Annotated in this window: 19 protein-coding genes and 1 tRNA gene; 13 read left to right on the forward strand and 7 right to left on the reverse strand. The window is 34.0% G+C overall.

The annotated features are described in order from the left end of the window. Window positions 1-261: 261 nt before the first annotated feature. Window positions 262-453, forward strand: coding sequence for a PID-CTERM protein-sorting domain-containing protein (locus CDH50_RS02815; RefSeq protein WP_100610351.1), 192 nt, complete (start codon window positions 262-264; stop codon window positions 451-453). Here the strand turns inward: CDH50_RS02815 and CDH50_RS02820 are convergent. Beyond that, window positions 450-1,046: a riboflavin synthase gene (locus CDH50_RS02820; protein ID WP_100610352.1), complete on the reverse strand. Its 597-nt coding sequence runs from the start codon at window positions 1,044-1,046 to the stop codon at window positions 450-452. The two genes, CDH50_RS02815 and CDH50_RS02820, sit on opposite strands and share 4 nt — an antisense overlap. Window positions 1,047-1,111: 65 nt before the next feature. Here CDH50_RS02820 and pdxA point away from each other — a divergent pair, with 65 nt between their 5' ends. From pdxA to CDH50_RS02865, 9 genes are all read left to right on the forward strand, one after another. Next, window positions 1,112-2,167: a 4-hydroxythreonine-4-phosphate dehydrogenase PdxA gene (gene pdxA, locus CDH50_RS02825; protein WP_100610353.1), complete on the forward strand. Its 1,056-nt coding sequence runs from the start codon at window positions 1,112-1,114 to the stop codon at window positions 2,165-2,167. A gap of 142 nt (window positions 2,168-2,309) precedes the next feature. Then, the gene (locus CDH50_RS02830; RefSeq protein ID WP_100610354.1) at window positions 2,310-2,855 is read left to right on the forward strand and encodes a YceD family protein; all 546 of its coding nucleotides are present in this window, start codon (window positions 2,310-2,312) and stop codon (window positions 2,853-2,855) included. A gap of 9 nt (window positions 2,856-2,864) precedes the next feature. After that, complete coding sequence (gene rpmF / locus CDH50_RS02835) at window positions 2,865-3,068, forward strand: 50S ribosomal protein L32 (RefSeq protein ID WP_100610355.1); 204 nt, start codon at window positions 2,865-2,867, stop codon at window positions 3,066-3,068. 179 nt (window positions 3,069-3,247) lie between these two features. Next, on the forward strand, window positions 3,248-4,249 hold the full coding sequence (locus CDH50_RS02840; protein WP_100610356.1) for a beta-ketoacyl-ACP synthase III: 1,002 nt from the start codon (window positions 3,248-3,250) through the stop codon (window positions 4,247-4,249). A gap of 30 nt (window positions 4,250-4,279) precedes the next feature. Then, the gene (gene accB, locus CDH50_RS02845; RefSeq protein WP_100610357.1) at window positions 4,280-4,765 is read left to right on the forward strand and encodes an acetyl-CoA carboxylase biotin carboxyl carrier protein; all 486 of its coding nucleotides are present in this window, start codon (window positions 4,280-4,282) and stop codon (window positions 4,763-4,765) included. An 84-nt stretch (window positions 4,766-4,849) separates the two neighbouring features. Then, on the forward strand, window positions 4,850-6,205 hold the full coding sequence (accC, locus tag CDH50_RS02850; RefSeq protein WP_100610358.1) for an acetyl-CoA carboxylase biotin carboxylase subunit: 1,356 nt from the start codon (window positions 4,850-4,852) through the stop codon (window positions 6,203-6,205). A 107-nt stretch (window positions 6,206-6,312) separates the two neighbouring features. Continuing rightward, window positions 6,313-7,434, forward strand: a complete 1,122-nt coding sequence (locus CDH50_RS02855) for an NAD(P)/FAD-dependent oxidoreductase (protein ID WP_100610596.1) — start codon at window positions 6,313-6,315, stop codon at window positions 7,432-7,434. 2 nt (window positions 7,435-7,436) lie between these two features. Then, a complete protein-coding gene (mtgA, locus tag CDH50_RS02860) occupies window positions 7,437-8,135 on the forward strand; it encodes a monofunctional biosynthetic peptidoglycan transglycosylase (protein WP_100610359.1) in 699 nt (232 codons plus the stop codon). Next, window positions 8,125-8,586 (forward strand): 3-oxoacyl-ACP synthase, encoded by a 462-nt coding sequence (locus CDH50_RS02865; protein WP_317044645.1) that lies wholly within the window; start codon window positions 8,125-8,127, stop codon window positions 8,584-8,586. The genes mtgA and CDH50_RS02865 overlap by 11 nt, the downstream gene beginning before the upstream one ends. Here the strand turns inward: CDH50_RS02865 and CDH50_RS02870 are convergent. Beyond that, the gene (locus CDH50_RS02870) at window positions 8,581-9,492 is read right to left on the reverse strand and encodes an ABC transporter ATP-binding protein (protein WP_100610361.1); all 912 of its coding nucleotides are present in this window, start codon (window positions 9,490-9,492) and stop codon (window positions 8,581-8,583) included. The two genes, CDH50_RS02865 and CDH50_RS02870, sit on opposite strands and share 6 nt — an antisense overlap. Before the next feature lie 88 nt (window positions 9,493-9,580). Then, window positions 9,581-10,477, reverse strand: coding sequence for a T9SS type A sorting domain-containing protein (locus CDH50_RS02875; protein WP_100610362.1), 897 nt, complete (start codon window positions 10,475-10,477; stop codon window positions 9,581-9,583). Window positions 10,478-10,965: 488 nt separating this feature from the next. Between CDH50_RS02875 and CDH50_RS02880 the strand changes: the two genes are divergently transcribed. Continuing rightward, window positions 10,966-11,037: transfer RNA gene (locus CDH50_RS02880), tRNA-Arg, on the forward strand. Between the two features lie 72 nt (window positions 11,038-11,109). Here CDH50_RS02880 and CDH50_RS02885 read toward each other — a convergent pair. Beyond that, window positions 11,110-11,931: a ZIP family metal transporter gene (locus tag CDH50_RS02885; RefSeq protein ID WP_100610363.1), complete on the reverse strand. Its 822-nt coding sequence runs from the start codon at window positions 11,929-11,931 to the stop codon at window positions 11,110-11,112. A 4-nt stretch (window positions 11,932-11,935) separates the two neighbouring features. After that, window positions 11,936-12,592 carry a metal-dependent transcriptional regulator gene (locus tag CDH50_RS02890; RefSeq protein ID WP_100610364.1) on the reverse strand — a complete coding sequence of 219 codons (657 nt, stop codon included), beginning with the start codon at window positions 12,590-12,592 and terminating at the stop codon, window positions 11,936-11,938. Window positions 12,593-12,699: 107 nt separating this feature from the next. Between CDH50_RS02890 and CDH50_RS02895 the strand changes: the two genes are divergently transcribed. Next, window positions 12,700-14,952: a TonB-dependent receptor gene (locus tag CDH50_RS02895; protein ID WP_100610365.1), complete on the forward strand. Its 2,253-nt coding sequence runs from the start codon at window positions 12,700-12,702 to the stop codon at window positions 14,950-14,952. Window positions 14,953-14,989: 37 nt separating this feature from the next. Next, on the forward strand, window positions 14,990-15,349 hold the full coding sequence (locus tag CDH50_RS02900; RefSeq protein ID WP_100610366.1) for a YraN family protein: 360 nt from the start codon (window positions 14,990-14,992) through the stop codon (window positions 15,347-15,349). A gap of 138 nt (window positions 15,350-15,487) precedes the next feature. Here the strand turns inward: CDH50_RS02900 and CDH50_RS02905 are convergent, their stop codons facing one another. Together CDH50_RS02905 and mfd are read right to left on the reverse strand one after the other, a co-directional pair. Next, on the reverse strand, window positions 15,488-16,810 hold the full coding sequence (locus CDH50_RS02905) for a TlpA disulfide reductase family protein (protein ID WP_100610367.1): 1,323 nt from the start codon (window positions 16,808-16,810) through the stop codon (window positions 15,488-15,490). Window positions 16,811-16,967: 157 nt separating this feature from the next. Next, window positions 16,968-20,321, reverse strand: a complete 3,354-nt coding sequence (mfd, locus tag CDH50_RS02910; protein ID WP_100610368.1) for a transcription-repair coupling factor — start codon at window positions 20,319-20,321, stop codon at window positions 16,968-16,970. Between the last annotated feature and the right edge of the window lie 223 nt (window positions 20,322-20,544).

Genomic DNA, 20,544 nt, shown 5'->3' on the forward strand with positions numbered 1-20,544 from the left:
TCAAACTATTTGCAAAAATCTTTTAACTTGATGATTTATTAGAACTTAGATTTAATATATTTGAAAATAAAAAAGAAACTTGAGGGATTAGTTTTTATGTTTTCATACTTTTTTGTCAAAAAAATACGTTAATCACTTTAATAGTGAGCTCTCATTTTTTAATGTATTTTGTCGATGATTCATGTTTTTTATGGATATTTTTTGGCTTAATTGTAAGATAATATTTTGCAAGTTCTCTTTTTTTTATACATTTGGTACCCCATGATGATACAAAATAAAAGAAAAATTGCCTCAACCTTATTTGTATTAATAAGTGTTTTATGCTTTGCTCAGGAATTACCTCCTCCAGGACCGCCGCCGCCTGTAGGTTTTCCAATTGATGGTGGCGTTTTAATAGGTGCTTGTATTGCTTTATTTTATGGAACTAAAAAATTATTAAAAAACAATAATTAGTTTTTATTGTTTAAACTTAAAAGTTTGGTTACATACTTTCCTAAGACATCAAATTCTAAATTAACTATAGTACCAACTTTAAATGTATTGAAGTTTGTGTAATTATAAGTATATGGTATTATTGCTACACTAAAGCTTTCTGTTTTAGAATTAACAACTGTTAAACTTGTTCCATTAACAGTTATCGAGCCCTTTTCAATTGTTATATTATTTAAAGAGGTGTCATATTTAAAAGTAAAAACCCAACTGCCATTGGTTTCTTCAATATGTGTACAAACAGCCGTTTGATCTACATGTCCCTGTACCATATGTCCGTCCAACCTATCGCCAAGTTTCATGGCTCTTTCAAGATTTACTATATCATTGACTTTTAAGAATTTTAAATTTGTTTTATCTAAAGTTTCCTTGATGGCAGTAACAGTATATTGGCCGTTGTCTATATTAACTACAGTTAAGCAAACACCATTATGGGCAACACTTTGGTCTATTTTTAATTCATTGGTTAGTCCACTCTTAATGGTTATGTGAAGATTATCAAACTCTTGTTTTAAACTCGATACAACACCCAACTCTTCAATAATTCCAGTAAACATATTATTATCTGTTTATTTAGTTAAATTTGCATCATCAAAATTACAAACAAAAGTTATCATTTTTAATGAAGAAATCAGAAAATATAGTCGTAGGCATATCCATTGGCGATTTAAATGGCATTGGTGGAGAAGTGGTTTTAAAAACTTTTGAAGATGACAGAATCCTTGAGTTTTGTACGCCTGTTATTTTTGCGTCATCTAAAACCATCGCTTATTTGAAAAAACATTTTCAATCTGAAATAAATTTCAATGATATCAATAAAATAAGCGACTTAGTTTTAGGAAAAGTGAATGTACTTAATTGCTGGAGCGAAATAGTAACTATCGATTTTGGGAAAGAAGACTTAAAAATTGGGGAATACGCCATCAAATCGCTTGAAGCTGCTACAAAAGCATTAAAAAATGGTGATGTTGATGTTTTGGTAACGGCACCAATTAATAAGCATAATATCCAATCAGACAAATTTAATTTTCCCGGCCATACAGATTATCTAGCCAAAGAATTAGAGGGTGAAAGTCTTATGTTTATGGTTTCCGATTCGTTGAGAATTGGATTATTAACAGACCATGTGCCTGTAAAAGATATTGTTGAACACATTACGTCCCATTTGATTGAGAAAAAAATAAATACAGTATATCATTCCCTTCAAAATGATTTTAATATCAATAGACCTAAAATTGCTGTTTTAGGTATCAATCCGCATACAGGAGACAATGGTGTTATAGGCCATGAAGATGATACCGTTATGAGACCAACATTAAATAAACTAAAGGAAAGTGGCAAACTCGTTTATGGGCCTTATGCGGCCGATAGTTTCTTTGGTTCCAATAACTATAAAAATTTTGATGCCATCATAGCCTCATACCACGACCAAGGTTTGATTCCTTTTAAAACTTTGTCTTTTGGACAAGGCGTGAATTATACTGCAGGGCTAAACAAAGTAAGAACCTCTCCAGATCATGGTACTGCTTATGAAATTGCAGGTAAAGGCATCGCCGACGAAAACTCATTTAAAGAAGCCGTTTTTATGGCCATTCAAATATTTAAAAACCGTTTAGATTATAAACAACTTACTTCAAATCCGTTAAAAAAAGGAGAAAGAAAAGAATACGACAATTAATTTACCTCTATTTTTAAGTGGTCAATTAATACTATTAAAGCCTCTAATCTTATCCAGTAAATCTTATAAACAAAAAAAAGTTTATAAGTAATGCCACTTAAATAAAAATTTATATATTTGCAGGCTCAAATTAGATGTGATAATGAAGCCATTAAAAGAGTTCACAATCCCATTTGTCGGATTAAAAATAGCCTCACATCACTTTGATTATGACATTGATAAAACGTTCTTTGAATATTTTGAGTATGAAGATTTTAATGATGTAAATATTCAAGTTAAAGTTGATCTTAATAAAAAGACCACTTTAATGGAATTACATTTTAAAATCTCTGGAACAGTTAATTTACATTGTGATTTAACTAATGAGCCTTATGACCAAAAAATTAAAAATGAATTTGATTTAGTGGTTAAGTTTGGAGATGAATATAATGATGAAGACACCGATATTCTAATCCTACCTCATGGGGCTTATGAAATTAATATCCAACAATATATATACGAATTAATTGTGCTTGCAGTCCCCATAAAACGGGTACATCCTGGCGTAAAAGATGGTACTTTGCATTCAGACATCCTTAAAAAATTAGAAGAATTGAGTCCGAAAATGGGCCCAGAAAAAGAAATTAAAGAAGAGGATATAGATCCTCGTTGGAATACATTAAAGAAACTATTAACGGATAAAAAATAATTATATAAAATGGCACATCCTAAGAGAAAGATCTCTAAAACTAGAAGAGACAAAAGAAGAACTCATTACAAAGCAACTGCGCCAACAATTGCTACATGTCCGACAACAGGCGAAGCTCATTTATTCCACAGAGCACATTGGCATGAAGGAAAATTATATTATAGAGGTCAAGTTTTAATTGACAATTCTGAAGCTGTAGAAAATTTAGCATAATTATTATGCACGCATACAACAAAACGCTCACATGTGAGCGTTTTTTTTATGATATGTTTTTATAACAGTTCAAAAACCACTTAATTTGTATAATATTAGACCGAAATTCACTAATTTGAACAAATTTTGAGCATTTTCGTGAATTTTTTGTGATTTTTGGTCAAATTAACTATAAAGTTATGAGTAAAATCTCTGCGGCAATTACAGCTGTAGGTGCATATGTACCAGAATATGTGTTAACCAATCAAATACTTGAAACTATGGTTGACACAAACGACGAATGGATAACTTCCCGAACAGGAATTAAAGAACGTCGGATTCTTAAAGATGATGGAAAAGGAACTTCCTATTTAGCCATAAAAGCCGCCCAAGATCTTATCAACAAAAAGGGAATAGATCCTAAGACTATAGAAGTTGTTATTGTTGCAACCGCAACTCCCGATATGAAAGCGGCATCTACTGCGGCTTATACAGCTTCGGAAATTGGAGCAACAAATGCATTTACCTTTGATATGGATGCGGCATGCTCCAGTTTTTTATTTGGTATGTCTGTTGCTGCTAGTTATATAGAATCTGGAAGGTATAAAAGTATCTTATTAATAGGAGCCGATAAAATGTCTTCAATAATTAACTATAAAGATCGGGCAACTTGCATTATCTTTGGCGATGGTGCTGGTGCCGTTTTATTCGAACCTAACACCGATGGTCTTGGCTTACAAGATGAATACCTGAAAAGCGATGGTACTGGACGGGAGTTTTTGCAAGCCACATATGGTGGTTCATCATATCCTATATCTGTTGAAGCTATAGAAAAAAATGGGCAATATGCTTTTCAGGAAGGTAAAACTGTTTTTAAAAATGCTGTTTTTAATATGGCTGATGCTACGGTTAAAATAATGGAAAAAAATGGTTTGACTAAAAGCGATGTTTCTTGGTTGGTAGCCCATCAAGCAAATAAACGCATTGTTGACGCTACTGCACAACGTATAGAATTGGAAGATGAAAAAGTAATGAGCAATATTGAAAAATATGGCAATACAACCTCTGCTACATTACCACTATTATTAAACGATTACGAATCAAAACTTAAAAAAGGAGATAATTTAATATTTGCCGCATTTGGTGGTGGATTTAATTGGGGATCTATTTATTTAAAATGGGCATATAATTCAGTAAACTAACCAAACCAAAAATTAATTAATTAGCAAATTATGGATATAAAAGAGATTCAAAACTTAATCAAGTTTGTTGCCAAATCTGGTGCAAGTGAGGTTAAATTGGAGATGGATGATTTCAAAATCACCATTAAGACCGGACCAGATCCAGATACTGCTGCTGTGCATTATGCTCCAGTAGCAACTCAAATACCTCAAGCAACAGTTGCACCAATAAGTGACGTTAAAACAGTTACGGATGTTTCTGCTCCTGTAACTTCCGCTCCAGTAGAAAATTCGAAATATATAACAATAAAATCGCCAATAATTGGAACTTTCTATAGAAAACCATCGCCAGACAAACCTTTATTTGTTGAAGTTGGACAAACTATTGCTGAAGGCGATGTGCTTTGTATTATAGAAGCTATGAAACTTTTCAATGAAATAGAGTCTGAAGTTTCTGGAAAAGTAGTGAAAATATTAGTTGACGATTCTTCTCCTGTAGAATTTGATCAACCTTTATTTTTAATAGACCCGTCTTAATATAAAATCACAATTTTCAATTCCCAAATACCAAAAGATTACTTTGGAATTTGTTTTTTGAATATTTGAAAATTTGAAGAATTTATGTTTAAAAAAATATTAGTTGCGAATAGAGGCGAAATAGCGCTACGTGTTATTAGAACTTGTAAAGAAATGGGCATTAAAACTGTGGCTGTATATTCCACAGTTGATGCAGAAAGTTTACATGTTAAATTTGCAGATGAAGCCGTATGCATTGGCCCACCTGCAAGTAAAGACTCTTACCTTAAAATTTCGAATATTATTGCCGCTGCCGAAATTACCAATGCGGATGCCATTCATCCAGGTTATGGCTTTTTGTCTGAAAATGCCAGATTTTCAAAAATATGTGAAGAACACAACATCAAATTTATAGGTGCTACGGCAGAAATGATTGATAGAATGGGTGATAAATCCAACGCCAAAGCAACCATGAAAGAAGCTGGCGTACCTTGTGTTCCGGGCAGTGATGGTATCATTCAAACATATGAAGAGTGCGAAAAAATAGCCAAAAAAACAGGCTACCCAGTCATGCTTAAAGCTTCGGCAGGTGGTGGAGGAAAAGGTATGCGTGCTGTTTGGAAACCAGAAAAACTTAAAGATGCTTGGGATTCTGCCAGACAGGAAAGTAAGGCAGCATTTGGAAATGACGATATGTACATGGAAAAACTTATTGAAGAACCTAGGCATATTGAAATTCAAATCGTGGGAGATTCTACAGGAAAAGCGTGCCATTTATCTGAAAGGGATTGCTCGATCCAACGCCGTCATCAAAAATTAACAGAAGAAACCCCTTCGCCTTTCATGACCGATGAGCTTCGTGAAAAAATGGGAAATGCGGCTGTAAAAGCTGCGGAATATATTAAATACGAAGGTGCGGGAACTATTGAGTTTTTGGTAGATAAACACCGTAATTTCTACTTCATGGAAATGAATACTCGTATTCAAGTAGAACATCCCATTACAGAACAAGTTATTGATTTCGATTTAATACGTGAACAAATATTGGTAGCCGCTGGCGTGCCAATTTCTGGTAAAAATTATACCCCTAAACTGCATTCCATAGAATGCCGTATTAATGCTGAAGATCCTTATAATGGTTTCAGACCATCACCAGGAACGATTACAACATTGCATGCTCCAGGTGGCCATGGTGTCCGTTTAGATACACATGTGTATGCTGGCTATACCATTCCTCCAAATTACGATTCGATGATTGCTAAGTTAATAACCACTGCTCAAACCAGAGGAGAAGCTATTAGCAAAATGAAACGAGCTTTAGACGAATTTGTTATTGAAGGTATAAAAACAACAATTCCTTTCCATAGACAACTAATGGAAAATCCAGATTATCTAGCTGGTAACTATACCACGAAGTTTATGGAAGATTTTGTTATTGAAAAACCCACAACTGAAGAATAAAAAAAGAAAAGTCTCAATTTAATAATTGGGACTTTTTTATGGGATCAACTCTACCAACAACCAAACTGCAAATTCACTACTTTTGCAAACAACTAACAACCAAAACCTTGAGCCTATCTTATTGGGAAATAAAAAGCTGGTTCACTAACATAGATTACACTATTGTTGGTAGTGGCATTGTAGGTTTAAGTTGTGCTTGGTATTTAAAAGAACGCTTCCCAAAATCCAACATATTAATATTAGAAAAAGGCATGCTTCCGCAAGGTGCCAGTACAAAAAATGCTGGTTTTGCTTGTTTTGGAAGTCTAAGTGAAATTCTTGAAGATTTAAAATCACATTCTGAAAATGAAGTTTTAGAACTCGTTGAAAAACGATTTCAAGGATTGCATTTATTACGCAAAACGTTGGGCGATAAAGCTATAAATTATCAAAATTATGGTGGCTTTGAATTGTTTAGTAATTTAGATGATGAACTTTATGATACCAGTCTAAGTCAAAAAAATGAGATTAATAAATTCCTTAAACCCATTTTTAAAATAGATGCTTTTAGTTTAAAAAATAATATTTTTAATTTTAAGCATATTAAAGATAAATATATTTTCAATCCTTTTGAAGGTCAAATTGATACTGGAATGATGATGACAACCTTACTTAAAAAAGTGCAATCAAAAGGTATAAAAATTCTTAATAACACCACCGTTGAACAGTTTGAAGAAACATCTCATTCGGTAAAAATAAAAACGAATACATTTGAATTTTCGACTTCAAAACTATTAATTGCCACCAATGGATTTGCTTCACAATTAATCCATGAAGACGTAAAACCTGCACGTGCTCAAGTATTAATAACAAAACCAATAAAAAATTTACACATAAAAGGTGTCTTTCATTTAGATAAAGGCTATTATTATTTTAGAAATATTGATGACAGAATTTTGCTTGGTGGCGGCAGAAATTTGGATTTTAAAGGTGAAGAAACCACCGAATTTAATGAAACTGAACACATTCAAAAAGCCCTGGAAACCCTTTTAAAGACAACAATTTTACCAGAAACCCCGTTTGAAATAGAACATCGATGGAGTGGCATTATGGGCATGGGGTCATTTGGACAAAAAAAAGCCATAGTAAAACCAATGGGAAATCGTGTATATTGCGGTATACGTCTTGGCGGCATGGGCATTGCTATGGGGAGTTTAATAGGTAAAGAATTAGTACAATTATTAGATTGATTATGATTAAAAAAGTATTTAAGTTTTTATTGAAAATAGTTGGGTGGTTTTTTGCTATTTCCATCGCTTTGGTCATTGTATTTAAGTGGGTTCCCGTTCCAGCAACCCCTTTAATGGTGATACGTACCGTTCAACAAGTTGTAAGTGGCGAAGATATTGTTTGGAAACACGATTGGGAATCTATAGACAATATTTCAAAAAATTTACAATTAGCCGTTATTTGTAGTGAAGACCAAAACTTTTTAAATCACCATGGTTTTGATATGAAAGCTATAGAAAAAGCCATCGAATACAATAAAAGGGGCAAACGTACTAGAGGTGCCAGTACCATTAGCCAACAAACTGCAAAAAATGTTTTTTTATGGCCACAGCGTAGTTGGGTACGTAAAGGTTTGGAAGCCTATTTTACTTTTTTAATAGAACTTTTTTGGTCGAAAGAACGTATTATGGAGGTGTATCTTAACAGTATAGAAATGGGTAACGGTATTTATGGTGCTGAGGCTGCCGCACAACATTGGTTTAAAAAACCAGCGGCTAAATTAACCCGTTATCAAGCAGCTGCCATCGCTGCTGTATTGCCAAGTCCGATGCGATATAGAGCGAATCCTGCTTCTGCATACATTCAACGCCGGCAGGTTTGGATTGTGACACAAATGGGGTTTTTTGGGAAATTAGATTATAATAAAAAAGATGATGAGTGATTTAAAACTCAAAAAAACTTTATATGACCATTGCTCCAGTTTTATTGAAATCAGATTACAAACGATTCAAAACACCATAAGTGATATTCAAAAATCATTAACTTCTGAAACTAAAAGTAGTGCTGGCGACAAGCATGAAACAGGCAGGGCGATGTTGCAATTGGAACGTGAAAAAGCCGGCAGTCAATTAGCAGAGATCCAAAAAATGATTCTTTCATTTTCTAAGATTGATGTTTCTAAAACGTCTGAAATAATTGGTTTAGGAAGTCTTGTTATCACAACCCAAAACAATTATTTTATGGCTATAAGTGCTGGGGAATTGAGGTTTGAAAACGATACTTATTATGCTATTTCTCCCAACACACCTATTGGGCAATTGCTTTTAGGAAAAAAAATTGGTGAGGAAGTTGTTTTTAAAGAACAAAGATTTAAAATTGAAAAGGTGTTATAAAACCGAAAGGCAAATTTGCACTCCGTTTTCGATTTTATTTGGATGCTCAAAAAATATTCTTTCCCCATTCAAATCAGCTTGAATTAAATAGTAGCTTCCTTTATAGTAAGATATTTTAACAACCACTTTTAAATCTGATTTATCAACCACTTTTAGTTGATGCGCGTATAGAATGCCGTGGGATTTAAGGTCGTTGAATTCCCCAAAAAAAGAAGCAATTAATTTGTTTTCAGGGTTCTCGTATAAATGCTTCGGAGAATCATTGGCCATGATTTTAGCATCATGCAAGACGATCATTTGGTCTGAAAAAGACAAAACATCATCTTTGTCATGGGTAGCGACAATACAGGTGATATTCTTTTCTTTTACATATTTAAATAAACTCCGACGTAATGTTTGCTTTTTAAAATTATCTATATGGCTAAAAGGCTCGTCTAAAAGAAGGATTTCTGGTTGTTTAGCGATTGCTCTAGCCAAGGCGACACGTTGTTTTTGTCCGCCACTCAAATTCTTAACCTTTGTGTTGGCATCATCCATTAATTCTACAACCTCCAAAAGTTCTTTAATACGTGCTTGCTTTTCTTCTGGATAAAAATTAGACAAGAACGCTCCAACATTTTCTGAAACAGAAATGAAGGGCATCAAATCAAATTCTTGAGCCACGTATTTCATGAATTCGGGCCCGACAACAAGATTGTGTTTTGGCCCTAAAATTTCATGGTCTTTCCAAAATATTTGGCCCTGATTTAAATCGTATGTCCCGTAAAGTAATTTTAAAAGTGTACTTTTTCCCGAACCGCTTTCACCAATAATGGAAACGTGTTCGCCAGCACCGACCGAAAAACCAATATTCTCAATAACAGCTTTCTTATTATAACTGAAGGATATATTTTTTACTTGAAGCATGTTGCAAAAATAGCATAAAAAAATCGCTTGGATTTCAAGCGATTTTATTTGTGATTTATAAATTGAAAAAAAGTCAATACTATAAAGTCTATTTCAATATTAATTTTGAGTTTTGATTTCTACCATCAGCATCAATCTTTAGTATGTATAACCCTGAAGCTACATTAGATCTGTCCCATGTTTGAACAAAAGATCCTGCTGATTTTTCTTCGTTTAACAATGTTTTAACCAGTTTCCCAGTGATATCATAAACATCCATTTTAACTCTAGCTGCGGCATTGAGATTTAAATTTATTTTTACGAATTGTGATTCTGAAGAAGGATTAGGATAGACACTTACAGTACCATTAATTCCAAATCGTTTGTTGGATAAGGTCGTATCAGATTTGGTCATCTCAATAGCGCCTATATAATAAAATCCAGAAGAGTTATCATTAGCTGGCCCTTTTTCAACTTGAATAGTAATTTCACCATCTATATTAGGCTGTACGTTAAGTATTTCCGCTACGTTGGCTGTATTATTAGAAGCGTCTAAAGTTGCTGTTTGTGCTCCTCCATCACCTGTTATCGTATACAAAGCTTCTCTATTATCAGCAACACCATCTCTAGATGCAAAAATTTGAAATGAATAATACTTCCCTGCTTCTAAGCCAGAAAGGGTAAATCCTCCTGTATCTTCTGTAGCATCCTCTCCATAGTAACTATCTCTGGTCGCCGAACCAGGAAACGGCAATCCGCTATCTGGATTTTGAGTGCCAACACTATTAGCGGGAGATGCAAAAACATCTGTCAAGGTTAACACTTCGCCTGTTGTAGCTCCAGTATCATCAATTAAGTTTGTGAAGGAATTTAATGTTGCAGGGGCGTTTACATTATTCCAGTTACCAGCGGTATTGGTGGCCCCAAAATCTATTAGGGTAATTTGTTGCCCATAAGCAGCAAATAGAGATGAGGTAAAAAGTAAAAATAGAGTAATTTTTTTCATATTTTAATTGATTTTAAGGATTAGAAAATTTGCTGAAACTTGTATTATTAATTGATTTTGATTGAATGTACTAGATTTAACACGGATTAATACGAAAGTACAATAAAATATTTGGTTTTTTACCAAATACATGTCAAAAAACATTAATTAATTTAATTGCTTCTCGTTGAACACTCTAAATCATACCAAACAACAATTCTCGATTTACCATCTCGAAGGGGCATAGCATGAAACAGATTCTAAAATTTTCAAATAAATATAGTCAAAAGTTAAAGCTTTGGTTAAAATGATGTTTTTCTAAAAATAAAAAATGGAACCGTTTAACCCCAAGCTTACCAAAGTCATTCAAAGTGGCAGAGCTTTTCACCCAAAAAATAGAGGATATATTCTTTTACAGTAAAGAATAAAAAACTTATTTTTACAAAATTCACATTGACTAAATGTGGTTGAAAAAATTTACATTTTGATGTAAATTTTTTTCTTTTAATGGCTCCATAGTTCAAGGGATAGAACAAAAGTTTCCTAAACTTTAGATCCAAGTTCGAATCTTGGTGGAGTCACTATAGTATCTATAAAAACAGCCTTTATAACTGCGCCTGTTCCCTACTATCTTCGTTATATACTGAAATTAATCAACCCAAAGCTACGTCCAAGGTCATCATAATAATAAATCCGCCAATAAAACCAAGTGTGGCAATATCGGTATATTTATCACGTTGCGTTTCAGGAATCACTTCTTCAACAACCACAAAAATCATAGCCCCCGCAGCAAAAGCCAAGGCATAAGGTAAAATAGGAATGAAAAAAGTAACCGCAACTGCACCAATAACGGCTGCGATGGGTTCTACAATTGCAGACATTTGTCCATACCAAAAACTTTTAAATTTACTCACCCCTTGACGGCGTAAAGGCATAGAAACCGCCAATCCTTCCGGAAAATTTTGAATACCAATACCAATAGCCAAGGCAACAGCGCCCCCAATCGTTGCTTCTGGAATACCCGCAGCTACACCACCAAATAAAACACCAACCGCCAAACCTTCTGGAATATTATGAAGTGCTATGGCCAAAACAAGCAAGGTGGTTCTGTGCCACGGACTTTTAACACCTTCCTTTTCTGTTTCTTTAAAATTTATGTGCAAGTGAGGTAATATTTTATCCAATCCGAAAATAAAAAATGCCCCTGTAGCAAAACCAACGGCTGCGGGAATTACTTTTACAAAACCTTCACCCGGACTCATTTCAATACCCGGTGCCAATAAACTCCAAAAGCTAGCTGCCACCATTACGCCTCCTGTAAAACCCAACATGCCATCAAAAAAAGCTCTGTTTAATCCTTTAATTAAAAAAACCAGCGATGCTCCTAAAGCTGTTATAATCCATGTGAATAATGACGCGTACAAGGCGCCCAAAATAGGGTCTATAGTCTCAAAATAAGTAATAATATCATTCATATTTCTAGCCTTTTTTTACATAAATATTATTGGAAACTATTTTTGAAATATTAATCAGTGCATTATTAACATTAATGGTCATGGATTCATCAAATTTTTCTTTGGAAATAATTTTTATGGAGGTTCCCAAGGAGATGTGATGTTTATCTAAATATTTTAAAAAATCGGTAGAAGAGTCTTTAACCCCAACACAAATACACGATTGATTTTCATCTACTTGTGATAACAATATCTTTTCAACCTTTTTAATATTCCCCTCTTTATCAGGAATCGGGTCGCCATGCGGATCTTCTTCTGGGTAATTTAAAAAAGCGTCCAATTCGTTGATCAGCTTTTCAGATTTTATGTGCTCCAATTGTTCTGCCACTTCATGCACCTCATCCCAAGAAAAATTTAGTTTTTCTACTAATAAAACTTCCCAAAGACGGTGTTTTCTAACAACGGATGCGGCGGCTAAACGGCCTTCTTTTGTTAAACTAACCCCTTGGTATTTTATATAATTGGCAAGGTTTTTATCGGCCAATTTTTTAATCATATCGGTAACCGAAGACGCTTTGGTTTCCATTTGTTCGGCAATGGCATTGGTGCTTACCACAACACTGCCTTGCTTCCCTAAATGGTAAATCGCTTTTAAATAATTTTCTTCAGATAATGTTACCATGTGTCCGCTTTAAAAAACAAAGATATAAAATATATTTACTTTTATATAAATATATTTTTAGACAAGACTAAAAATATATTTATATTTGTAAAAATTATTATTTAGAAATGAGGTATATTCTTGGAATATTATTCTTTAACGTGTTTATTCTTTATTCGCAAAACACATTTACTGTTGAAGGCAACGTAACTTCAAACGGACAATCATTGCCTTACGTGAATATCTATTTAGCAAACACCTCTTTGGGAAGTGCAACAAACGAAGATGGCAAATACACAATCAACAACATAAGTCCCGGAAATTACACCATCTATGCATCATTCACAGGTTTCAAAACGGTTAAAAAAAACGTAGTGATTACTAATAAAAACCTTGTGATAAACTTCAATTTAGAAGAAACCGAAGCTCTAAATGAAGTGGTTATTACCGGTACCATGAAAGCCGTCAACCGATTGGAAACTCCCATTCCTGTTGAGGTTTATAGCGGTACTTTCTTTAAAAAGAATCCGACGCCCAACATTTTTGAAGCGCTGCAAAACGTGAATGGTGTGCGTCCACAAATCAATTGTAACGTTTGCAATACAGGCGATATTCACATAAACGGTTTGGAAGGGCCATATACACTGGTACTCATCGACGGCATGCCTATTGTAAGTGGTTTATCAACAGTTTACGGATTAAGTGGTATTCCCAATTCGCTTATTGAGCAAGTGGAGATTGTAAAAGGTCCTGCATCGTCGCTTTACGGCAGTGAAGCCGTTGGTGGTTTGATTAATATCATCACGAAACTCCCTGAAAACGCACCTTTATTTTTTGCCGATAGCTTTACAAGTTCTTGGGGCGAATTCAATTTAGATGTTGGATTAAAAGCTAAAATAGGTGACAATGGTTCTCTATTATTGGGTACAAACTACTTTAATTACAACAACCCTATTGATAACAACCATGATAATTTCACTGATGTTACGCTGCAAGAACGTATTTCTTTATTTCAAAAATGGGAGTTCAAACAAAAGAAAGGTAATAAACTCTCGCTAGCTGGCAGATTTTTTTATGAAGATAGGTGGGGCGGCGAACTTCAATGGAATAAAAGTTTTAGAGGTGGTGATAGCATTTATGGCGAAAGTATTTATACCACTCGCTATGAAATTATAGGTAATTATGAACTTCCTATAAAAGAAAAAGTACGCTTCCAATTTTCGTATTCAGACCACAATCAAAATTCCGTTTACGGCACGACTTTATATTTAGCAAAACAACGTATTGGTTTTGGACAGTTTATTTGGGATAAAACCTTAAATCACCATGATTTGTTATTCGGAATGGGCGCTCGATATAATTTTTACAATGATAATACTACGGCAACCTCAACAGCAGACATTATAACGATTCCTTCCTTATTTGTTCAAGATGAAATAAAATTCAGTGAACAACAAAAATTATTGCTCGGCTTGCGATATGATTATGACAATAGGCATGGTTCCATCGTCACACCTCGAATAGCCTATAGCTATAAATTAACAGATGATGATATTTTAAGGGTGAATGCAGGAACGGGATTTAGAGTCGTGAACCTTTTTACTGAAGAACACGCCGCATTAACTGGTGCGAGGGACGTTATTATTACTGAAACCCTTCGCCCTGAAACCTCATATAATATCAATATAAACTATCTTAAAAAAATGTACCTTGAAAATGGGATGATGTTCACTTTTGACGCTTCCGCTTGGTACACCTATTTCAACAATGCCATTATACCAGATTATGATACCAACCCGAACCAAATCATTTATAATAATTTAGATGGATTTTCAACCACCAAAGGGTTTAGTTTTAATTTTGATAGCACATTTAACACCAACTTTAAAGCTTTAGTGGGCGGCACATTTCAAGAGGTTTCAAAAACGGAAAATGATATAAAAACCAGACCTATTTTAACTGAAAAATTCTCAGGAACTTGGGCGCTAAGCTATAAAAATCACAAAACAAATATTGTTGTAGATTACTCCGGAAACATCTATGGGCCGATGCGATTGCCTTTACTCGGCGCATTAGATCCTCGACAAGCCTATTCACCTACATGGAGCATTCAAAACATCCAATTTACTTATAACGGATTGCGTAATTTTGAATTCTATGCCGGTATAAAAAACCTTTTGAATTGGACACCCAACAAAGGTAACCCCTTTATAATTGCTAGAGCCTACGATCCTTTTGATAAGAATGTGGCATTTGATTCTAGCGGACAAGTCATCCCAACAACCGAGAATCCTTATGCATTAACATTCGACCCGAGTTATGTTTTTGCACCAAATCAAGGTCGGAGATTGTTTTTTGGATTGCGATATAAAATTGATTGATAGTTTATAATTGCCAAATAAATTACTACATTTAATCATGGCGCAACATAATGAACTAGGTACAAAAGGAGAACAACTTGCTGTAGATTTTTTATTAAAATACGGTTATGATATTTTGGATCGTAACTACCGTTTTGATAAAGCTGAAGTTGATATCATTGCAAAAAAAGATACTATATTAGCTATTATAGAAGTAAAAACGCGCTCTACTATCGATTTTGGAAATCCACAGGATTTTGTAAAACCCAAACAAATTCAACGGTTAGTCAAAGCGGTGGATGAATATATTATTGTAAACGAACTGGATGTCGAAGTCCGTTTTGATATTATTGCCATCATAAAACAAGGCAAAGGCTTTAAAATAGAACATTTAGAAAATGCCTTTTATCATTTCTAAAATAATTTATTTTTTAATGTTTTTTGTCATTCCTGCTTTCACAGGAATCTATCTTAAAAATTCAGAAAATCTTTGGATTACTTCCCGATAGTTATCGGGATTTGCAGGAAATCGAAGATTCGACGAAGTCAATGACAGTTATTTTTCATAGAACGTTTTCAATACAGCAATATCATCTGGTCTTGATATAATTTCTTTGTCTTTGTTCAGGATAAAATACGTTGGAGTTGCTGTAACCCCATAATCGTCACCAATAACATTTTCCCATTTACCTTCTCCAAATACATGAATAAAATCAGGGAATTTAGTGATGGTATCGTTCCAGTTGTTCGCTTCTCCTTCCAACCCTATGGCTATTACTTTTAGTTTGTCTTTTTCTTGGGTTTTTATAAAATCGTGTAATTGAGGCACTTCATGTAAACAATGCGCACAGGTGCTGCTCCAAAACACAATAATATAGTTGTCAGCACCTTGTAATTCACTTAGTTTTTTAATGACATTTGTATTGTTTTCTTTGATTTCAAATGAAAAATCTGGTGCCTTGTGTCCAATGGAAATATTTCTAAAAGTGGTTAATTTATATACAAGTTCTTTATTGTTTTGAAGTTTTGCGATATCAATTAAATAACTATCTGCAATATAATTGGCAACTTCTTCAAACCCATCTTTACCCATGCGTTCCCACAATTCTAAAAGCAAATTACCTTTTATGTTTAAAGGCGCTTCGTTCATGGCTTTATAAAAAACATCAATATTCTTTTTAAAATTTGAAACCTCGTCAAGTCCGAAATGAGACAATCTAAAAATGTAATTAAACATCCGTTCACTTAAAAAATTGGAGCTTTGTAATACCTCATTTTTAAAATCAACATAATCAAAAAAATGGGTTTCCAAATTATTCATATAAGTTTTAACATCTTCTTGTTTTTCAGGAATATAGAATCTGTTTGCCTCTATAAAATGCAAAGCGATAGTCCCTAAAGCGGCACCTTCAAAATTAGCTTGTGTTTCTCTTTGGGTTTTAAAAATAGATTCCAACGCTTTATAATCTTCACTTTGTTGAGAGAAAAAATTGCTTAAACTTTGTTGTATCATGGCCATACTGTGCATGTAAGAAGCCATGAGTTTATTTTCTTTAGATGACTTATAAACCACATTATCATTAAGATTGAATGTAAATTCAATATCTTCTTTTCCATTATAAATGATGTCAATAAAATGCTCGTTTTCAGGTAATGCATAAATCAATTTATACATACCAGGTTTAAATGTGGTATCGAGTTTCATTTCAAAACTTCCGTCCTTAAGCGAAGCGTTATCAATATAATTAAGTTTTGAAGGCTCTATTTTATAAAGTAATATGGCTTTAAAATCTTCTGCAGGCGTAAAAGTTCCTTTTAAGGTATGCTGGCCCCAAAAGATATTAGGGATGATGGCAATTAAAAAAATGATACGTTTCATTTATAATGTTTTTTAAATTGATTCAATAAATTAAAAATAGAACTATTTCACTAGTTCATTTTGACCTTTGAGTAAATAAATATTTTGATTCCCGTTTTCACGAGAATGACAATTTCAACGGAAACCCCGACGCAGAGCGTCGAGGAATTTTTTTCGATTAAGCCATAATAGGTTCTAAAACCGTTAAAGCTTGTTTCACTGTTTTTATATTTTCAAAGGTTAACAACAATCTTAAACCATTGCGGGTTTGCTTTTCCTTCATCTGACACATTCTCGGATTTGCCTGAACATACTGCAACACTTTTGTGAAATTATGACTTTGGTAAAAACTACTTTGTTGGTCGTTTATAAAATAGCCAATGAATTTCCCTTGTTTCATAATAACTTTTTCAAAACCTGCTTTGGTTGCTATCCATTTGATGCGGACGCTATTTAATAAATCTTGAACCTGTTTTGGCAATTCTCCAAAACGGTCGATAAGTTGGGTTTCAAATTTTTGTAACTCTTCTTCGGTTTTTAAATCGTTTAATTGCGTGTATAAATTCAAGCGTTCAGCAATATTATTCACATAATTATCTGGAAATAATAACTCAAAATCAGAATCAATCGTTACTTCCTTTACATAAACTTTATTGTCAATATCCTCATCATATAAATCCTTAAACTCGTTTTCCTTAAGCTCCTCAATGGCTTCGTTCAGTATTTTTTGGTAGGTTTCAAAGCCTATTTCATTAATAAATCCGCTTTGTTCCCCGCCTAATAAATCACCAGCGCCTCGGATTTCCAAATCTTTCATGGCGATATTAAATCCGCTACCCAATTCCGTAAACTGTTCCAAAGCTGTGATACGTTTTCTGGCATCATCGGTCATTGCCGAATATTCAGGTGTAATGAAATAACAAAACGCTTTTTTATTGCTTCGCCCTACCCTACCTCGCATTTGGTGCAAATCACTCAAGCCAAAATTATTGGCATTGTTTATAAAAATGGTATTGGCATTTGGTACATCCAAGCCGCTTTCAACAATGGTGGTACTTACCAAAACATCAAACGCGCCGTCCATAAAAGCCAACATCAATTGTTCTAATTTTTTACCATCCATTTGTCCGTGACCAATCCCAATTTTGGCATCTGGCACCAAACGTTGAATCATCCCAGCCACTTCCTTGATATTTTCTAAGCGATTATGAATAAAAAATATCTGTCCACCACGCTGAATTTCATAACTCACAGCATCACGTATGGTTTCTTCATTAAACCGAATCACATGGCTTTCAATAGGATAACGGTTTGGTGGCGGCGTTGTAATAACCGATAAATCCCTGGCAGCCATTAAACTAAATTGGAGCGTTCTGGGTATTGGGGTAGCAGTTAAAGTTAATACATCAACATTCTCTTTCAACGTTTTTAATTTTTCTTTAACAGCCACGCCAAACTTTTGTTCCTCATCTACAATTAAAAGCCCTAAATCCTTAAATTTTACGTCTTTATTTACCAACTGGTGCGTGCCAATAATGATATCGACTTTACCGTTTTCTAATTTTTCCAATGTATCACGTCTTTCTTTTGTGGTTCTAAATCGGTTTAAATAATCTACCGTAACCGGGAAATCTTTTAAACGCTCAGAAAACGTTCTGGAATGTTGATATGCCAAAATGGTTGTCGGCACCAGAACGGCGACCTGCTTACCATTATCAACCGCTTTAAAGGCTGCACGAATAGCGACTTCTGTCTTTCCAAAACCAACATCGCCACACACCAATCTGTCCATGGGGCGTTCGCTTTCCATATCGGCTTTAATATCAGCCGTTGCTGTTATTTGATCGGGTGTGTCTTCATATAAAAAAGACGATTCCAACTCCAATTGCATATAACTATCTGGATTGTATTGATAGCCTTTTTCGGTTTTTCGTTTGGCGTATAATTGAATCAGGTTAAATGCAATGTGTTTAACCCTTGATTTTGTTTTTTCTTTAAGGACTTTCCAAGCATTACTGCCCAGCTTATAAATTTTTGGCGGTTTGCCGTCTTTCCCGTTAAACTTGGTAATTTTATGAAGCGAATGAATGCTTAAATACAAGACATCACGCTCGCCATAAATCAATTTTATGGCTTCTTGCTGCTTCCCTTCTACATCAATTTTTTGTAAGCCACCAAAACGACCGATACCGTGATCTATATGCGTGACGTAATCGCCAATGTCTAAATTCGTGAGTTCTTTTAGGGTAATGGATTGCTTTTTAGCATAGCCATTTTTAACATTGAATTTATGATAGCGTTCAAAAATTTGATGGTCGGTGTAACAAACTATTTTATTATCATTATCCACAAAACCTTGGTGTAACGATAACGTGATGGTTTTATAAGGCTTCACTTCTAAATGTGAATCATCAAAAATATCATGAAAACGCTTGGCTTGTTGCTCACTTACACAGGCAATATAATTGGTAAAACCTTTATCGTAATTGGTATTTAAATCTTCAATTAAGAGATTGAATTGTTTATTAAAAGAAGGTTGTGGAGAGGTATTAAACTCAATTGTTTGAGATGTTTCGACTGCGCTCAACATGACAGATGAAGTACCAAACTCAATAATCGAAAAATCCAAAAGTTGCCTTTTTAATAATGTCGAATTGCAAAACAACTCTTCTGGTTTGGCGTGTTTAATCTCTGTTGAAAGCGTTTTAAATGCTTCTTCTGCCTTTCCATAAAAATCATCGATTCTAGAAAAAAACAAATCCATATTCTTAAAACAAAGCACTGTTTTTGAAGCAATGTATTTTAAGAAGCTGGCACGATCTTCATTCAAAAATTTATTCTCAACGTTGGGAATGATGTTGATTTTTTTTATCTGCTCAATGGACAATTGCGTTTCAACATCAAACGTTCTGATACTATCCACTTCATCTCCAAAAAACTCAATTCGGTAGGGCTCATCATTAGAAAACGAAAACACATCTACAATACCACCTCTAACAGAAAATTCGCCCGGTTCGGTTACAAAATCAACGCGTTTAAATTGGTATTCAAACAAGACTTCGTTAACAAAATCGATTGATAAATTATCGCCGACACTAATTTTTAAGGTATTACGTTCCAATTCTTTTCGGGTAACAACTTTCTCAAAAAGCGCATCAGGGTATGTCACAATAATCGCTGGTTTTTTTTGCGAATTAATGCGGTTTAAAACCTCTGCTCTCAGCAACACATTGGCATTATCCGTTTCCTCAATTTGATAAGGCCTCCTGTAACTTCCCGGATAAAACAACACGTCTTTATTGTTTATAAGCTGCTCTAAGTCGTTTAAATAAAAAGCCGCTTCTTCCTTATCATTGAAAATCAATAAAAAAGGCTTATCGACTTCTTTAAAAACGTTTGAAATAACAAAAGAAAATGAAGACCCTACAAGCCCCTTAAGATGAGTTCTACTTTGGTTTTGGCCAATGGACTTTTGCAGATTTTGTACTTGTAAAATCTGTGAATAGGTTTGCGAGAGATTGGTTTTACTCACGTAATTATGGTTTTTTAAGATTGCAAATATAAGGTTTACATATATTCGCTTCTAATAATTAACATGGCTATATATGATTTTAATACATTTTCTCTACTAGAGATTAAAGCAATTGGGAAAACGAATTAATGAAGCTTGATTCATTAATCAAGAAAGAAAAAGAATTTTGAAATTTAATCGCTATTGATTAACTTAGATAGAAGGAACTTTTTGATTTTTTTCA

This window comes from Confluentibacter lentus (assembly GCF_002806995.1).
Classification (GTDB): Bacteria; Bacteroidota; Bacteroidia; order Flavobacteriales; family Flavobacteriaceae; genus Confluentibacter; species Confluentibacter lentus.